Genomic DNA, 17,308 nt, shown 5'->3' with positions numbered 1-17,308 from the left:
CCAAGGGCGCGCGCCCCGGCTCGCCGTAAGCGGCGGCGACCGGTCGGCATCAGTAAAGCCCGAGGACGGATCGGATCGGATCCGCCGGTCGCCCGGCAGGCCTATCCTGGCCGTCACGAGCGGAGCGACCGGCGCAGTCCTTGCGCGGTGCGCGCCGGCGTGTAAATCGCGGATCCGGCGGTCACAGATCCGGCCGGGGCGGGACGATATAACGGTCGGTCAAGCCCATCTCCCCCGAAGGAAAACCTCCGACGGAGCGGCGATGGGCGGAGTCTGCGGGATGCGTCGTGGCCGCGTGGGGCGGAACGGGGGGGGCGACGGGGCCGGATCGTCGGGGCGGATCGGAGGGGTGCCCGTCTCGGGGGCTCCGCCGGCGAGCCGAGGCGAGATGAAGGCCGCGGACCGTCCGGCTCGTCGCCCCGGAGCGAGGAAACCCGGCCATGCCGAACGACGCTCGAAGGATCGATCAGGCATGCGCCCCGCTCGGCGTTCAAGGAGGTAACCAGGAAGTGAACATCATCACGACCCGTTTCGGTCTGATCCAGGCCCCGGAATCGGAGATCTACCGGATCCCGGACGGCCTGCTGGGATTCCGCTCGTACACGCAGTTCCTCCACCTCCCCGATCCGGTGGTCTCGGGCCTGTCGTGGCTGCAAAGCGCGACGGCCCCCGACCTGGCCTTCGGCCTGGTCGCGCCGCCCCTGGCGGTCGGCGACTACCGGATCGAGCTTCGTCCCGGCGATCGGGCGGCGTTGGAGCTGAGCGACGAACGGGCCGCCATGATCTACGTCGTGCTGAACCGCGGCGGCGCGGGGGGGTTGACCGTCAACCTCCAGGGCCCCCTCGTGTTCAATCCCGTCCGCCGACTGGGAAGGCAGCTCGTCCTCACCTCCAGCCGCTACCCCGTGCGGTATCCGCTGGAGTCGGGCGGGTCGTCGCAGTCCGCGACCCCGACCCTTCTGCCCGGCCTCACGCCGTTGCGTGCGACGGCCTGAGGCCTGGGATGCGTCATTCAGGTATTTACGGGCTTCTCACCATCCCCGTCTTCGTCGTGGTCGCCGAGAGCCCGGGCTACGTGATCGGGGATGGTCACGGGCCTCGTTGGCAGGAGGAAGGAGCCGAGAACGATGCTGGTCCTGTCCCGACACCGCGACGAGAGTATCATCATCGGGGATGACATCGTCATCACCGTGGTCGATATTCGGGGCGATAAGGTCCGCTTGGGGATCGCGGCCCCCATCGAGATCTCCGTACACCGCCAGGAGGTGTACGAGGCCATCCAACGCGAGAACCGCCAGGCGAGCCGACTGGAACCCCAGGAAGCGCGCCAGATCGAACGCCTCAACCCGCCCGTCCGACGCGACCTGCGTCGAACTCGGTCCGACGAGGTCTGAGCGGACGAGCGAATTCGGGCGGCGATCCTCTCGCCGGCTTGGATGGGCGGCCCCGACGCGACGGCGGCCGCCACGCCCCCCACTACCGTCCCGCATCCGGCCGGACGGCGACTCTCCTCATCCGGGAGTCGCCCGTCCGGTTTTTTCGTCCCCCCGCCCCGCCCCCGCTCAACGTCCCGACGCCTCGTAGAACCGGCCGATCGGGATCGAGCGGAACCGCGACGACAGCCGCTCCCAGGAGTCGGGCCCGACGTAATACGTCAGGAGCGCCCGCCCCCGGTGAAAGGCGAGGCTCGCGTAGGCGTAGGTGTCTCGATCCGACCCCTCGATCGGGATGGGCCGCGACCAGGTCTTCCCCTCGTCGGCCGAGACGGCGGCGGTCAGCGGCGTGCGACGGCCGCCGTGGTCCTGCCCATCGCGGACCGAGTCGTTCCAGACCAGCAGGAGGTCTCCCGTCGAGGGGATCCGTCGGAGCGTCGAGGGCGCCTCGGGGGCCGGCACGCCCCACGACCTCGCCTCGCCCCAGGTCTCGCCGCCGTCGGCCGACTCGCTCACGGCGATGTGGCCGAGCTGGGTGCGAAAGTGCATCAGGAGCCGGCCGTCGTCCAGCTCCAGCACCTCGGGCTCCATCGCGCCTCGCTTCGGGTAGTCGACCGTCGACCGGCCCCGCCGCCAGGTCTTGCCGCCGTCGTCCGAGAGGAAGCACGCGCAGGTGAAATGCCCCCCCTTGTCGACGTTGGGCGTCGACGCCGCCGGCACGACCAGCCGGCCCGTCGAGAGGACGGTCAGGCGATCGTTGTTCACGACGTGGTAGCCGGGGATCGTCGTCGTCCGGACGGGCTCGCCGAAGGTCGTCCCCTCGTCGTCGGACAGGCGCAGGTCGGCGTGGAGGTCCGTGAACGAGTTCTTCTGCAAGTAGAGGAAGCCGATCGGGCCGTCGTACACCGAGCCCGTGACGAGGCGACGGAGCGTGGCCGACATGACGTTCGTCCGGCCGACGTTCTCCTGGAGGACGCGCTTTGATCCCCAGGTCCGGCCCTCGTCGGCCGACTCGACCGCCACGATCCGGGCCTTCGCGAAGTCGGACGTGCTGCCGTCGAACTCGGTCGTCGCGTAGAGCAGCCGGCCGTCACGGAGGGCGACGATCCCCCCCTCGCTGTACCGGGGATGCGCCGCATCGGCCGGGAACACGTCGACGGCGAACGAGGCGGCGGCGTCCGCCGGGGCCGGCTTCGCCAGCGCCAGCAACGCCTGCGAGGCGCGGATGCGGACGTCGAGCGTCGGATCGTCCAGCAGCCTCTGGAGCGAGCCCTTCGCCTCGACCGCCCGGGCCTCGGCCGCGAACTCGGCGGCGTAGACCCGGACCTGAGCGTCTTCGTGGCCCAGGTTCGCGACCAGGGCCGCACGACCCTCGGCGTCGCCGAGCGCGGCCAGCGCATGCTCGAAGTAGGCGCGCGTCAGCGGGGTGGCGAAGCGGTCGCGACCGGCCCGGAGCGCCGGCAGGTCGCGGGGATCGCCGACCCGGCCGAGGATCCAGGCGGCCGTCCGGGCGAGCGACTCGTCCTCGCGGCCGACGGCGGCCCGCAGATGTTCGTAGGCCTTCGGATTCCCCCAACGCGCCAGCGCCGCGGCCGCCATCAGGGACTTCAGGCTCGGCTCGGGTGTTTCCAGGGCCCGGCGAAGGAGGAGGCCGTCGCCGATCTCGCCGACCTTGTACAGGCTCTCGGCGGCGTGGGAGTGGGCGTCGGCTTCGGGCGAGGCCAGGACTTCGAGCAAGGCCCTCGTCCGGGCCAGGTCGCCGGCGCGGACCAGCTCGCGGGCGAGCCCGCATCGGCGACGGCCGTCGGTCTCGGCGGGGAGCCTGGGCGCGAGAGCCTCGCGGACCTCGACTCCGAACCCCTCGCCCGAGAGCGCCTCGGCGGCGTGCATCGACGGCCAGAAGTCGTCCGAGGCCAGGCCTTCCCGGAGGATCGTCAGGCAGCGGTCGCGGTCGGCGTCGTCCAGGACGAGCGGGTCGGCCGAAACCTCGGCGAGGGGCGGACGGAGGGTCAGTAGGAGCAGCAGGGCCGTCGCGGCCCGGGCGGGACTTCTTCGAGCCATGGCGTGTCGCTTCCCCAGGCGGTTGCGAGCGGTGTGGTCAGGGTCCGCCGATGATAGCAGGATCCCCGGGCCGTCGCGCCGCTCCGGCGGGGCGGATCAGTCCAGCTCGATGATCGAGTCGTCCTCGTCGATGAGATCGGCCCCGTCTAGGGAGTTCGCGCGGCCGGTGTACGGGACCTCGTCGAACGAGCTGCTGGGCATCTGCTCGACCGAGGGGGCCGCGAACGAGCCGAAGCGACGGGCCTGGATCGGGTCGACCTTGTGGAGGGCCTCGCCGGCCCCGCGCAACTCGGCGGCCTTGCCGGCCCGCTTGAGATAAAGTTCCGACGGAGACATGGCGTCGTCGGGGCCCAGATAGACGCGCAGCTTGTAGCCGCCGAGGGCGATCCGGTCGCCCGGCAGGAGCGCGGCCCAGCGGATCCGCTGGCCTTTCACCTTCGTGCCGTTCGTGGTGATCAGGTCCCGGATGACCAGAAGGCCGTCCGTCTTGACGAGGACCGCGTGGCGCTTGGACAGACTGGGGTGGTCGATGACCACGTCGGCGAAGTCCCGCCGGCCCACGATCGTCACGTCGCGGGTGATCGCGATCGGCGGGTCGCCGTTGTCGGGGATCAGCTCGGCTTTCATGAACCCCCCGGGACTCAGCCGCTTCGACGAATGGTCTCTTGGGAACCCTGAGGAATGGTAGAACGAAGTCCGGACGGCAACAAGGGTAAAAGCCGCCCCGGATTAGAACGGGTCCGGTCCGGGCCCGATCGAGGATCGCCCGATTCCCGGGTCGTCGTCCCATCCAGGGCGTTGACGAACGTATAATGAGGGCGGGAAGCGGCGACGGCCGGGGGCCTCGCCCGCGACTCGCGCCCGAGACACCTCGGAGGAACCTCGCCATGAGCCGCACCTGGGCGGAAATCCGACGTTACGCGTTCCTCGCGGCGCTCCCGGCGGCCCTGGGTCTCGCCTCGGGCCGGGCCGAGGAGCCGGCGGGTCGTCCGGGGCCGTCGAACGACCTGTCGGCGCTGACCGACGGGCCGTTGCACGAGGCCTTCCTGTCGCCACGACGGGACGTCGAGCCCCGGCCGGTCGCGAAGTCGCCGCCGCCGCCGGTCGTCGAACGGCCGGCCGTCGAGGCCTCGACCGCCGAGGCCCGCTGGATCGAGGGCTACTGGGAGTGGGACGCCGGCCGCGACGCTTACGTCTGGGTCACGGGCACCTGGAGAATCCCCCCGCCGGGCCGGTTCTGGGTCAACGGCCTCTGGCGGCGCGGCGAGGACGGCTGGCGCCGCACCCCGGGCTTCTGGAGCGATCGCTCGACGGATCGGCTCGTCTCCCGCAAGGAAGGCCCCCCCTCGGAACGTCCGGTCGACGATCCCGGCTCGCCCCCCAAGCCGAACTGCTTCTACGTGCCCGGCCAGTTCGTCCCTGACGGCGACGATCTCGCCTGGCGAAAGGGATTCTGGGCCGACGCGAAGGCCGGCTGGTCGTGGGTCCCCGCGAGCTGGACGCGACAGCCCGAGGGCTGGATATTCCAGGAGGGATACTGGGATCGCCCGCTCGAAGAGCGTGGGACCCTGTTCGCGCCGGCGGCCCTCGCCGGTGACGTCCCCGACGGCCGATCGCCGACGTATCGGCCCTATGCTCAGGTCTCCCCGGAACTCTACGGCCAGCTTTACGGGGCCTTCGGGCGGGCTTCCTCCTGCTACGACGGCTACCCGGGCGTCGCCTACGACGACGCCGGCCGCTTCCACGCTTTCGCCGGGTACGGGACGCTTGCGCCGTACTACGGCTATCTCGATTACCCGGCCTACGGCGGCTACGGCTATCCCTACTACACGTCACCGCTGGTGTATCGCACCGCCGGCCCGGTGGCGATGCCGGGGGGGGCGCTGGCCTACGGGCTCGGGTTCCCGTATTTCGGCTTCGGCAATTCCCTGCTGCCGCTGATGGCGGGATATCCGATCTTCGGCAACCTGGGCCTGGTCGGCGGCGGCTGGGGATGGGGGTATCCGGGCTGGGGGATGGGCGGAAACGTGGGGTACGTCGGCTGGAGCGGGATGGCCCTGGGGACCTGGCCGGGGTTCAACTGGGGGACCTTCGGCTGGAGCGGCCCGGCGATCCTCGCCTGGCCGGCGTTCGGCTTCGGCCTGGGGTTCCCGAACTGGACCTCGGGCTGGGGGGGGTTCGGCTGGGGCTTCAACGGGTTCGGCTTCGGCGGGCCGGGATGGAACTGGGGGGGCGTGGGCTTCCCGGGCGGCGTTTGGGGGGGCAGCCCGCCGATCTGGGCGGCCCAGTATCCGTTCCCGAACAGCGGCCGGCGCGAGGCCGAGCCGCCGCTGCTCGTCGATCGACGCCCGGGCGGCGGGATCGTTCGCTCCGAAGGCGGCGACGCGGCTCGGCCGCCGTTTCGCAGCGTGATGCGCCAGGGCCCCGTGGATCAGCCCTTACGCGGCCCCGGCGCGATGCGGGGCCAGGGCGTCCAGCCTCCCCCCTCGACGAGGCCCTTCGCCGCGCTCCGTCAGCCGGGCGAGCGCGGCGAGTCGGCCCTGGCGGGGGCGATCCGGATCGGGCCCGCCGTCGAGCGGCCGGCGAGTTGGAACCACGCCTACAATGGGGTTTCCCCAATCGCGGCATCCCGCCGCGAGGCCGCCCGGCCCGCGTTCACCAACAACGTCGCGGGCGGCGTCGAAGTCCCGGCCCTCGGCCGGATGCGTCAGGAGGCCGTGCGAGCGAACGCGGCCGGGCCGGGCTCGACGGCCGACGCGGGAGGATTTTCGCCCAGGATGCGCGGAGGCGGCTCCCCCGCACCCACCGCTCTGGAACCGCTGCTGAATCCCGGGGCCCGGAACGACGCCCGATCAGCCGGTGGGATGCGGGACCGTCCCGGAGGGCTCGCGGGAGCCCCGGCCCTCCGCAATCTGGGATCGCCGGGCTTCGCGCCTCAGCTCCACGCCGCTCCGTCCGCCGCCCCAATCCTGGGAGGCCCGAGCAACGTGGATCGGCCTGCCGGCTTCCAGGCGGGCGCGATGCGGTCGGCGGGCGTCGCGAACAACCCGGGGCTGCTCCCGGGGGTCGGCGCGGGGGCCGTCAACGCCGGCGGGCCGGCCGGCTTCCAGGGGGGCGAGATGCGAGGCCCCGGCGGGACCGCCTTCGGAGCCCCTCCGACCACCGGCGCCGGCGGCACCGCCCCGAATTTCGGCGGCGGGATGCGCGGCGGTTTCGCGGGAGGGAACATGAGAGGGTCCCTCGGCTCGGGGTTCGACGGGGTGCCGCGGGCGTCGGCCGGTCCGATGCCAGCCGCCGGCTTCGGGGCGGGCACCTTCAACAACGGCGGCATGGGGGTGGGCGGATTCGGCGGCATGCGAGGAGGGGCTTTCGGCGGCGCGGCCCCCGGCGGCGGTGGCATGCCCGCCGGCGGCTTCGGGGGAGGCTCGCTCGGAGGCGGCGGTTTCGGGGGTGGAATGCGCGGCGGGGGGATGAACGGGGGCTTCGGAGGCGGGGGCGGGATGGGCGGCGGTGCTGGGGGCTTCGGAGGTGGCGGGGGCGGGATGAGCGGCGGCATGGGGGGAGGCGGCGGCTTCGGCGGCGGCATGGGGGGAGGTGGCGGAATGGGCGGCGGCTCCGGTGGGGGCGGCTTCAGCGGCGGCTCGATGCGCTGAGCCGCCCCCGGTTCGGAGCGTTGGCAGGCGGCGAGGCTCGGTTCACCATGCGGGCTGGCCGGTGGCACGCATCACGGCGGTCCAGAGGTCGCCCATGACGTCCAGTTGCTTCTTCCTGGCCACGGCGGTCGCGATCGGGACGTGCACCAGCTCGTTGTGGATGTAGCCCATCAGCAGGTCGGTCTTGCCCGCCATCGCCGCGTGGACGGCCATCCGCGCCATCTGGTCGCTCAGGATGCGGTCCGAAGGGTTCGCCGGCACCGATCGGATGAAGTAGCTAGGGTCCAGATACTTCAGGTTGACCTCGATCGACCGCGACCGGAAGTATTCGAGGATCTTGTCGCGGAGGAACAGGCCGATGTCCTGGAGCCGGAGGTTGCCGGACGCGTCCCGGGCGACCTGATCCGACCGGAGCAGATCCTGACCGGCCCCCTCGGCGACGACGACCAGGGCGTGGTTCTTTTCGAGGATCCGCCGCTCCAGGCAGGCGAGGAAGCCGTTCTCGCCCTCCAGCTTGAAGGGGACCTCGGGGATGAGGACGAAGTTCGCATCCTGGCTGGCGAGCGCCGCGCCGGCGGCGATGTAGCCGGCGTGCCGGCCCATCAGCTTGACCAGGCCGATGCCGTTGGGCGCGCACCGAGCCTCGACGTGGGCCCCCCGGAGGACCTCCTGCGCCTTCTCCAGGGCGGTGTAGTAGCCGAACGAGGTGTAGACGAACTCAATGTCGTTGTCGATCGTTTTGGGGATGCCGACGATCGCCTTCTTCAGGCCGCGTCGCCGCGACTCCTCGGCGATCGCCATGGCGCCGCGCTGGGTGCCGTCGCCGCCGACGCAGAAGAGGATGTCGATCCCTTCCCGGACCATCGTGTCGACGATGACGGACGGTTCCTCGGGCCCTCGCGAGGAGCCCAGGACGGTCCCCCCCAGCTCGTGGATGTGGTCCACGAACGCGGGCGACATCTCGACGATCGGCCGGCCGACCTTGGGGTTCAGGCCCATGTAGCCGTCGCGGATCCCCAGCACGCGCGGGACCTCGTAGTTGTACGACAGCTCGGAGTAGACCGAGCGGATGACGTTGTTCAGCCCGGGGGAGAGCCCGCCGCACGTCACCAAGGCGGCGCAGGTCTTCGCGGGATCGAAGAAGATCTCGCGTCGCGGGCCGGCCTCCTCCAGCGTGAAAGCGTCGAGGTGTTCGTATCGGGGCCCGACCCGGTGTTCGAGCCGGATGCGGCACGAGTCGTCGAGGAATCCGTCGTCCCGGAGGCGGATCAGGGGCGAGGTGAACGTGCAGGGGCCGAGCGACGTGATTTCCAGGTCCTGGGGCTGCAGCGTCAGCATGATACTCCCTACGGGCGCATGAAGAAGGGGGCGGAGGACGGCCGGGACGCCCGGGAGCCTCCGCCCCTTCTGGTTCTAAGGGAGCGCCCCGTCCGGGGGCAAGCCCCGGCCGTCCTCCGAAGGTCCGACGGGTCAGTGGCGGAAGTGGCGACGTCCGGTGAAGATCATCGTCATGCCGTGCTCGTCGCAGGCCTCGACCGTCTCGGCGTCGCGCTTCGAGCCGCCGGGCTGGATGACGGCCGCGATCCCCGCCGCCGCGGCGACGTCCGGGCCGTCGCGGAACGGGAAGAAGGCGTCCGACGCCAGCACGCCGCCCCGGACCGCTTCGCCCCCCTTCTCCACCGCGATCCGGACCGAGTCCAGGCGGCTCATCTGGCCCGCGCCCACGCCGAGCAGCCGTCCCCCCTTCGCCACCACGATCGCATTCGACTTGACCATCGCGCAGATCTTCCAGGCGAAGTCCAGGTCGCGAAGCTCTTCGGCGGTGGGCTTCCGCTTGGTCTTCACCTCGCCGGCCGTCGGGTCGGGCTGCTGCTCGTCCCAACTCTGGGCCAGCAGTCCCCCCTCGATCCGGCGCAGGTCCCAGCCCGAGGGCTGCGGCGTCTTCGGGCCGATCGGGGCCCCCAGCTCGACGAGCCGGACGCTGTTCCGCCAGGTCGGCTTCGTCGTCAGAAGTTCGTAAGCGTCGGGCTCGAAGCCGGGGGCGAGGATCGCCTCCAGGAACCGGCCGGGCTTGCACATCAGCTCGGCCGTGGCGCGGTCGACAGGTCGATTCAGACCGACGATGCCGCCGAAGGCGCTGACGGGGTCGCCCTCGTAGGCCGCCTCGAAGGCCGTCGCCGGGTCGTCGGCGATCGCCGCGCCGCACGGGTTGTTGTGCTTGAGGATGCAGGCGGCCGGGCCGTCGAACAGCCTGACCAGGCGCAGGGCGCTGTCGAGGTCGAGCAGGTTGTTGTATGACAGCTCCTTGCCGTGGAGGATCGCGGCCGTCGCCAGGTTGGGGCCGACCGCGTCGGGGTCGACGTAGAGCGCGGCCTTCTGGTGCGGGTTCTCGCCGTAGCGGAGCGTCTGCTTGAGCGGGAAGTGCAGGTTGAGCGACGGCGGGGGCTCGGGCGAGGCGGGGGCGGCCGAGACGGCCTCGGCGGCGGCACCCTGCTGCTTCTCCAGATAGGCGGCGATCGCGCGGTCGTAGGTGCCGGTGTGGGCGAAGGCCTCGCGAGCCAGCCGCTTGCGGGTCGCCAGGCGGGTGCCGCCGGACTCGCGGAACTCGGAGAGGAAGGTCGCGTACTGGCCGGGGTCGGTCAGCACGGCCACGCCGTCGTGGTTCTTGGCCGCACCCCGGATCAGCGAAGGGCCGCCGATGTCGATGTTCTCGACCGCGTGCTCGTAACTGCAATCGGGATCGGCGATCGTCGCCTCGAACGGGTAGAGATTCACCACGACGAGGTCGATCGGCTCCATGCCGGCCTCGGCGAGCGTCTCCAGGTGCTCGGGGACGTCGCGGCGGGCGAGGATGCCGCCGTGGATCCGGGGATGGAGGGTCTTCACCCGGCCGTCGAGGATCTCGGGCTGGCCGGTGTACTCGGCGACCTCCACGACCGGCAGGCCCGCCTGGGCCAGCGCGAAGCGGGTCCCCCCGCTCGCGATCAGTTCCACGCCCGCGTCGGCGAGGGCGGTCGCCAGCTCGACGAGGCCCAGCTTGTCGGACACGCTGAGGAGAGCGCGACGGATCGTCGCCCACCCCTCCTGAGTCTCAGGTTTGGCCATCATGCTCTCGGCGCCGGACGGGGGAATGGGAAGCGACGAGACGACGGGCGGGCGTCCGGCCGACATCCCGTCCCGTCGTCTTGGAGTTTCGATCCGGCCCCGGCTCGTTCGCGGCCGGGGCGTTCGGAGTTCAGAACTGGGGCTCTTCCGCGGGCACGTCGACCGGCTCGGCCGGGGCCTCCTCGAACGGGTTCGGGAGTTCCTTGATCCCCTCGGGCGGGACGAAGCCGAACGGCTTGGCGTTCGGGTCGCGCAGGGGGGCCGGGCTGGTCTGGCCGATCTCGCGGAGGCACACCATCACGCCCGAGGGGGTCGCCAGGTAGAGCCGGTCGTCGTAGCGTTCCGGGAAGCTCAGCGTGAACTCGCGGAGGTTCAGCCCGGCGCGGCTGTAGGTGGCGGCGGCGTCGAGCAGGAGCTTGCCCGAGTCGCGGGCGACGACCAGGAGGTCGAAGTCCTGCGATCGCAGGTAGACCTTGGTCGGGCTGGCGCCCAGGAGCTGGCCCAGGGACGTCGAGGTGGTCCAGCGGGGGGATCCGGTCTTGGGGTCGATCACGCTCAGCCCGCCCGCCTCGTTGATCACGAAGATCTCGTCCTGGGCCACGATGGGCCCCTGGGAGATGGGCGCGCCCGACGCGAACGTCCAGGAGATCTTGGAAGTCAGCAGGTCGACGGCGTAGAGGTTCTGGTCGGCCGAGGGGATCAGCAGGGTGCGCGTGCCGTGGCTGGCCAGTTCGCGGCCGATCGGCCCGGCCGTGACGACGCGATACAGGGTCGTCGCCTCGTGCGTCAGGGTGACGTACACCTTGCCGTCGGTGCTGCCGGAGCAGGCGATCCGGTCGGCCAGGAGGGGACGCGTGCGAACCTCGCCGGCCGTGCCGATCCTCCAGGCCAGCTTCGGCTGCTGGAGGATCTTGTCGGGCCCCTTATCCTGAGGCTCCTTCAGGTCGTAGCAGTAGATCATCCCGTTGCGGAGCCCGACGAGGACGTGCTCGTCGTCGGCGGTCGTGCCGCTCGACGGCAGGCCCGCCAGGTTCGTCTGCCAGATCACCCTGCCGGTGCCGCGGTCGAGGGCGGTCATGATGTTCGCGCTGGTGACGAAGATCGCGTACGAATTCTGCGAGACAGGGAGCGCGGTCTGCGTCGGCTCGCCGATCCGGGCCGACCAGAGGGGCCGGCCGGTCTCGGCCTCATAGACGTGGAGCATCGCCTCGCTCGTCTGCACGAAGAGGAGATCCTTGCCACGGCTGATCCGCAGCACGCGTTCGGAGCCGGACACCGGGGCCACCGTGATCCACTGCCGCTCCAGCCCGAGCCGCGACAGAGCCGTCCGCGACGGGACCACACTGTTCGACAAGGGGGATTGGGCGAGCGCCGTCGGCCCCGTCCAGCACAACAGCGGCAACGCCCAGAGTAGAGCGAATCGGCGGGACATGGTCGGTTCCTTTCAGGGCCCGGTTCACTGCGCTCGATCGAATCCAGTACTCATGCCTAGCCGACGATCCGGGCGCCGTCAACCGAGGCGGGACGGGGTTCCCCGCGGCGCATCTCGAATACTCGGTTGATTCTAACTATTCCGCCCCGCCCGGGTCCAATCCGGCCGCGGACCTCTCGGAGATTTCCCCTCGGCATTCGACCGCCCGGGCTCAGGGCCGGAGGCGACCGTTGGCATCGGGGCCCGGATCCCCGGCCTCCGGCTCGTCCTCGGGGTCGAGGAACCAGCTCGACTCCTCGTCGCGGGCGGGGGGCGTCTCGATCTCGTCGACCGGCTCCAGCTCGGGGATGAAAGGCGGCGGAGGTTCCGGGGCGCCCAGGCAGGCGGGGCAGGCGTCGGCCAGCCCCGCATAGGGCTTGCCGCAGCGCGCGCAGAGCCCGGCGCCGCGGCGGAGGGTCGGCAGGGCGGCCCGCAGGCTCGCACCCTCCTTGGTGTGGCCGAAGGTCGATGAAACCCGCTCCACGAGCGTGACGACCTCCACCTGCAAGAGGCCCGAGCGGAGCCGACGATGGACGGAGGACAGGAACCACCCGGCCAACTCCCTGTCGAGTTCGCGGCGGGAGGGGTCGTCGAGCACGGGCGGCGCTCCTTCGTACAGCTCGAGGACCCGCGCCGCGTCGTTGACCTCGCGGGCGGCCCGAAGCTGTTCGCGCCAGCGATCGGCCGCGTCGCGTCGGGACCTCTCCAACTCCTCCAGCAAGGCGGGCCCCCGGGGGTCGGCCGTCTGCTCGGCGGCGAAGGCGTGGGCCCGCTCGTCGGCGGCCTCCCATTCGCCCTCGCGGATCAGGCGGCGGACCTCGGCGACCTTCGCCGCCGCCTCGGCGGCGTGGCTGCGCGTCTCGTCGGCGGGCGGCAGGGGCGACGGCGAGGCCGTCGACCGAGCCGGGCCCGAGGCAGGCTCGCCCGCCGTCGCCCCGGCTACGCCCCGCTCGACCCAGACCCCGAGCGCCCTGACGGGTGCCGCGAGGAGGAGGCCGGCGACGGCATGCGCGACCCCCTGGTAGGCGGCCTCGGCGACCGTCGCGGCGTCGATCGGGCCGAGCCGCCCGGAAGCGGCCAGCAACTGGGCCGCGCGGATCGCGCCCAGGGCCGCCACGCCACGGAGGATCCAGGCGGAGGAGTTAGCGTACCACTCGCCGACGTTGGTGATCATCGTGGCCGAGTGGGCTTCCGTCGCGTCGCTCTGCATGGTCCGGCGTCCGAGAGGTTCGTCGAGGGGAAGGGGCGTCGCGACACTCCCCTATTATCCCCCGAACGAGCCCTGCGAACCAGTCGCCGAGGCAAATCGACGCGGCACCTCGGCCCGCCGGAGCCTTCGGCGCGCGAAAGACGGCGGCGTCGGCCCACCCCGGGCCGACGCCGCCGTCTTCACATGGTTCGGTCTCGTTCGGATCCGGGCGGGCTCGATCAGGCCCCGTACTGCCGGGCGATGCGATTCACCGCGGCCGGGGGCAGGAGGATCGACTCGTCCAGGTGATAGAGCATGCCGTAAGCGTCTTCGCCGGTGTCGGCGAAGTGCTCGCGGATGACCTCGACGGCCCGGAAGCCCATCGTCTTGTAGAACAACTGGGCCGTGACGTTCGTCTCGCGGAGCAAGAGCGCGATCCGATTCCGGCGCTGGCTGGAGAGCTTGCTGACCAGCTTGGCGATCATCTGCTTGCCGACGCCTTGGCGGCGGAAGTCGGGATGGGTCGCGAAGTCGAGGACGTGGATCCGGTTGCGGTGCAGCTCATAAATCATGAACCCGACGATCCGCTCGCCCTGCTCGGCGATCATGCCGATGCAGTTGCGCTGGCGGAGCACCCGCAGGAACTCGTCCTCGGACCAGGGATATTCGAAGCTCGCGTGCTCGATGCCCAAGACCTCGGGCATGTCGCGGCGGATCATCCAACGCACATGCACCCGAGTCTGCGATGGGGTGGTTGGTATCGTGCTCATCGAGCCTCCTTCCATGGATCGATCGAGGACCTTGGCCGTCCCGGCCCTGGAACAGCCTGCGGCTTGCGCAACATTAAACCAACGACGGCGATTCGGAGAAGTGCAAGAAGGCGGACGCCTGAACGATGTCGTGAAGAGATGATTCAGCGATCGACCCGCTCGCCATCCTTGGAGCGGGGCGGATTCTAGCGGACGGCCCCCCTCCTGCCAAGGTCGCTTGAGCGAGCCTCGGCAGGCGGATCGGGGGATCGTCCGGCGCCTCGAACCCGCGGTCCCGATCGACCGCCGTCTTCGAGTATCGGCCGCCCCCCCCGGCGAGCATGAGGATCGCGGGCGGAGTTCGCGGGTTTCCCGGCGGGAGGCCGATCACGACTAAAAAAGCCGGACTCGTCGCTCGCGAGGGGGTGGGCTCAGAAACGGCCGAAGGAGTAGAGCTGATTGGCGGCGTCGAAGTCGCCGTCGTCGAGGCCGACGTTGAGCTTCACGCCGTCGTAGGCGTACTCCTCAAGCAGCTCGGGGGCCTCGCCCGGCTTGGCCGGCCAGTCGTAGGCTTCGTAGCGAATGGGGATTCCCAGCTCGGAGTGGATGAAGAGCCGGACCTTGTGGAAGTAGTAGCCGGGCTTCTTCTCCGGGTGGATCGCCTCGATGAGCAGGCAGGGGGCCGAGCCGATGCGGATCTTGGGATCGAAGAGGACGACCGACTCCTGGTCGTCCAGTTCGGCCTGCCAGCGATCGGCGATCGTGTCGATGAGGTGGCCGATCCCGGCCTTGGTGATCGGGTGTCGGCAGTTCTCCATCGCCCGGGCGCCCTGCGGATCCAGCCTCATGGTTCCGGCCAGGAGCTTCGTGAAGCCCACGTCGTGGGCCAGGATCCGCCCGTCGTTGCGGCCCTCGACGAAGATCGCCTCCCGGCCCTTGTTGGGCTGATGGAAGCGGAAATAGATGCTATACGGTGCGTTGCGCATCTTCATGCTCATGACGTTCATCGACGACAGTTCACCGTCGATGCGCTCGCGCTTGTAGAACGTGCAGGTGTAATCCTTGACGTTCGCGAACCGGGCCTGGCAACCGAGGATTTCCTTCACCGCGCGTCCGCTCGGGCTCTCGGGCTTGAGGCTGATCGCCTCCTTGATCGGGGACTTCGCGGACAGGTCCGGGTCGGCCCCGCCGATCGGAGCGGCCGCGGCCTCGGTGAGCGCGATGCGGTCCGGCGCAGCCGCCGGCTTCTCGCCGGCCTTCGCGGCCGGGACGTCTCCCCGGGGGGCGTCGGCCGCCATCGCCAGCGCGAGGATCAGCGACGCCGCCGCCGTGCGTTTGCCGAGCGACCCGGCGAGGACGCGCCGCGAACCAGCTTCCGTCAGCCCTCCGGATCGTCGTCGACGCATGTTTCCGCATCCCCCTGCTGGATGACCTTGATATTCCAATTCCCCGAGCGCGGTCGGCGCAGCGCCAACCAGCGGGGGCGGTGTCGCTAGCCGGCCGGTGCAAACGCCGTCCGGGCGTGGGCCGCGAAACCGCCTCGTCGAACTATATCACGCAAATTGCAGGCCCAGTCCGCGACTCGCCTTTTCCCCAGATTCGCGATATGGTGGTTGACCGGTCGTCGGGGCCTCTCAAGGTTCAATCATCGGCGATCCGAACACCGCTCTTCAAGAGCAACGCGCGAACAAAGTTGGAACTGCTTGTCCGAGAGAGGGGAGAACGGCCGTCATGGCGGAATTCACCATCGACGTCGTGGAATCGGCGCCTTACGCCCAGATGGCCTACGTCCTGAGCCGCCCCGGCCGGACCGACGCCCTGGTCGTCGACCCGGGCTTCGACTCGCGCACGATCCTGGAACTGCTGGAGCACGACGGCAAGTCGCTGGCCGCGATCCTCAACACGCACGGCCACGTCGACCACATCGCGGGCAACGCGGCGCTCAAGGCCGCGCACCCGGACGCGCCGCTGATCATCGGCCGGGGCGACGCCCCCATGCTGACCGACCGGGTCAAGAACCTGAGCGCCCCGTCCGGCGAGCCGGTCCTGAGCCCCCCGGCCGACCGCCTGGTCGACGACGGCGATCGCCTCGAACTCGCCGGCTTCTCCATCCTGGTCCGCGAGATCCCCGGCCACAGCCCCGGCTCCGTGGTCTACATCCTGGACGCCGAGGAGCCCGCGGCGGTGCTCGGCGGGGACGTCCTCTTCGCCGGCTCGATCGGCCGCGTCGACTTCGGCGGCGACCCGAAGCGGGACTTCGAGGTCCTCATGTCGGGCATCACGGCCAAGCTGCTGACGCTCCCGGACGAGGCCCGGGTCTACCCCGGCCACGGCGGCGTCACCACGATCGGCTCGGAGCGTCGGACGAATCCGTACGTCCGCGAGTACCTGGCCAGGACGGCCCCGCGGGACGATGGAGCGTGAGCGTCTGGGCCGTCTCGGACCTCCACCTGTCCCTCGCTAGGCCGGACCGGCGCGACCGTTTCGGGGCCCGCTGGGGCGACCACGTGGCGAAGCTGGAGGCCGGCTGGCGCGCGGCCGTCCGGCCCGAGGACCTCGTCCTGATCCCCGGCGACGTCTCGATGGCGAGGAACCACCGCGAGCTTCAGCCCGACCTGCGATGGCTCGAATCCATGCCGGGCCGCAAGGTCCTGGCCCCGGGCAATCACGACGCCTGGTGGAACGACCTGGCGAAGATCCGCCCCTTGCTGCGGCCTTCGCTGCGGGCCGTGGAAGGAACCGCCGAGGTCGTCGCGGGCGTGCTCGTCGCCGGAGCCCGCTCGATGGCCGTCCCCCGCGTCGACGACCCGAACGCCCCCGTCGACGAGAAGGCGGTGGCGCGGACCCTGGCCGGGCTCGAAACGGCGCTCGAGACCGCCTCGGCTCTCCGTCAAGGGCCCGAGCAGCCGCTGATCCTGCTCTGGCATTTCCCGCCGTTCGACGCCTACAACCGCCCCGGCCCTTGGGTCGAGAGCTTCGAGCGCCACGGCGTGTCCGCGTGCCTCTACGGACATCTCCACATCCAGAGCCAATGGTCGCGGGCCGTCCAGGGCCTGCGCGGGAACGTCCGCTATCAGTGCGTCGCCGCCGACGCCGTCGGATTTCGACCGATTCGCGTGGCCGGCGTCTAACTGGATACACGGGTTCCCGTTTTTACAAGCCGCCTCGGTAAGGAGTGGCGATGTTGACAGTTCGAAGACTCTCGGCTTCGCAGTCGAGGGGCACTTGATTTTTTTTCTAAGTCCCGATTTCGCTGAAGCTTAGCGGATTTCTTAAAGTCCGATTTCGGGGTTCGGCACGCCGAATGCTTTTAAGGGAGGGCATGGAAAGACCCAACAGGGTCACCCAACACGACCTCGACGCCTTCATCCGGGAGAGTGCCATGCTGGTTCTGAGCAGGAAGCTGGGAGAGAAGATCGTCATCGGCGATAACATCGTGGTGACGGTGGTCAAGATCGACCGCAACCAGATCCGGATCGGGATTGAAGCTCCTCAGGACGTGCCCGTCTATCGCGAAGAGATCGCCCCCCAGCGGACGACCAATCGCCAGGTGGAAGAGCTCAGCGTCTGACGATTCATCCGGGCCGCCTCCGACCTGGCGACGGCCGCCTCGCCCTCGGCATCTCCCCCGAGACGCAGGAGAGTTC

The 17,308-nt window shown here is 70.5% G+C and carries 14 protein-coding genes; 6 read left to right on the top strand and 8 right to left on the bottom strand.

Going from position 1 to position 17,308, the window contains the following annotated elements:
- The first annotated feature begins 509 nt into the window (after positions 1–509).
- Positions 510–995 (top strand): flagellar assembly protein FliW, encoded by a 486-nt coding sequence (gene fliW / locus G6O68_RS11995; protein ID WP_165247958.1) that lies wholly within the window; start codon positions 510–512, stop codon positions 993–995.
- A 132-nt stretch (positions 996–1,127) separates the two neighbouring features.
- Positions 1,128–1,394, top strand: a complete 267-nt coding sequence (csrA, locus tag G6O68_RS11990) for a carbon storage regulator CsrA (protein WP_165247956.1) — start codon at positions 1,128–1,130, stop codon at positions 1,392–1,394.
- A gap of 168 nt (positions 1,395–1,562) precedes the next feature.
- Here the strand turns inward: csrA (G6O68_RS11990) and G6O68_RS11985 are convergent, their stop codons facing one another.
- On the bottom strand, positions 1,563–3,494 hold the full coding sequence (locus G6O68_RS11985; RefSeq protein ID WP_165247954.1) for an exo-alpha-sialidase: 1,932 nt from the start codon (positions 3,492–3,494) through the stop codon (positions 1,563–1,565).
- Between the two features lie 96 nt (positions 3,495–3,590).
- Entirely contained in the window at positions 3,591–4,121 is a 531-nt protein-coding gene (locus G6O68_RS32760; RefSeq protein ID WP_240911143.1) for an FHA domain-containing protein, read from the bottom strand.
- 260 nt (positions 4,122–4,381) lie between these two features.
- On the opposite strand from G6O68_RS32760, the gene G6O68_RS32755 reads away from it, so the two are divergent.
- Positions 4,382–7,147 carry a hypothetical protein gene (locus G6O68_RS32755; protein ID WP_165247951.1) on the top strand — a complete coding sequence of 922 codons (2,766 nt, stop codon included), beginning with the start codon at positions 4,382–4,384 and terminating at the stop codon, positions 7,145–7,147.
- 42 nt (positions 7,148–7,189) lie between these two features.
- Here G6O68_RS32755 and G6O68_RS11970 read toward each other — a convergent pair whose 3' ends face one another.
- The 6 genes from G6O68_RS11970 to G6O68_RS11945 form a co-directional block, all read right to left on the bottom strand.
- The gene (locus G6O68_RS11970) at positions 7,190–8,485 is read right to left on the bottom strand and encodes an ATP-dependent 6-phosphofructokinase (protein ID WP_165247949.1); all 1,296 of its coding nucleotides are present in this window, start codon (positions 8,483–8,485) and stop codon (positions 7,190–7,192) included.
- Positions 8,486–8,617: 132 nt separating this feature from the next.
- Entirely contained in the window at positions 8,618–10,255 is a 1,638-nt protein-coding gene (gene purH, locus G6O68_RS11965) for a bifunctional phosphoribosylaminoimidazolecarboxamide formyltransferase/IMP cyclohydrolase (protein WP_240911142.1), read from the bottom strand.
- 127 nt (positions 10,256–10,382) lie between these two features.
- Positions 10,383–11,684 carry an outer membrane protein assembly factor BamB family protein gene (locus tag G6O68_RS11960; RefSeq protein ID WP_165247947.1) on the bottom strand — a complete coding sequence of 434 codons (1,302 nt, stop codon included), beginning with the start codon at positions 11,682–11,684 and terminating at the stop codon, positions 10,383–10,385.
- A gap of 211 nt (positions 11,685–11,895) precedes the next feature.
- A complete protein-coding gene (locus G6O68_RS11955; RefSeq protein ID WP_165247944.1) occupies positions 11,896–12,933 on the bottom strand; it encodes a hypothetical protein in 1,038 nt (345 codons plus the stop codon).
- Positions 12,934–13,151: 218 nt separating this feature from the next.
- Positions 13,152–13,682, bottom strand: a complete 531-nt coding sequence (gene rimI, locus G6O68_RS11950) for a ribosomal protein S18-alanine N-acetyltransferase (protein WP_165247941.1) — start codon at positions 13,680–13,682, stop codon at positions 13,152–13,154.
- A gap of 410 nt (positions 13,683–14,092) precedes the next feature.
- A complete protein-coding gene (locus G6O68_RS11945; RefSeq protein WP_165247938.1) occupies positions 14,093–15,067 on the bottom strand; it encodes a DUF1571 domain-containing protein in 975 nt (324 codons plus the stop codon).
- Between the two features lie 325 nt (positions 15,068–15,392).
- Between G6O68_RS11945 and G6O68_RS11940 the strand changes: the two genes are divergently transcribed.
- The 3 genes from G6O68_RS11940 to csrA (G6O68_RS11930) all read left to right on the top strand — a co-directional run bounded on the left by G6O68_RS11940 (position 15,393) and on the right by csrA (G6O68_RS11930) (position 17,232).
- On the top strand, positions 15,393–16,085 hold the full coding sequence (locus G6O68_RS11940; protein WP_165247935.1) for an MBL fold metallo-hydrolase: 693 nt from the start codon (positions 15,393–15,395) through the stop codon (positions 16,083–16,085).
- Positions 16,082–16,792: a metallophosphoesterase gene (locus G6O68_RS11935; RefSeq protein ID WP_165247932.1), complete on the top strand. Its 711-nt coding sequence runs from the start codon at positions 16,082–16,084 to the stop codon at positions 16,790–16,792. Before G6O68_RS11940 ends, G6O68_RS11935 begins: the two co-directional genes overlap by 4 nt.
- Before the next feature lie 251 nt (positions 16,793–17,043).
- A complete protein-coding gene (gene csrA, locus G6O68_RS11930; RefSeq protein WP_165248121.1) occupies positions 17,044–17,232 on the top strand; it encodes a carbon storage regulator CsrA in 189 nt (62 codons plus the stop codon).
- Positions 17,233–17,308: the final 76 nt, after the last annotated feature.

The organism is Paludisphaera soli (genome assembly GCF_011064595.1).
Classification (GTDB): Bacteria; Planctomycetota; Planctomycetia; order Isosphaerales; family Isosphaeraceae; genus Paludisphaera; species Paludisphaera soli.
Note: the sequence above shows the minus strand (reverse complement) of the source record. Positions and strands in the feature narration are given on the sequence as shown.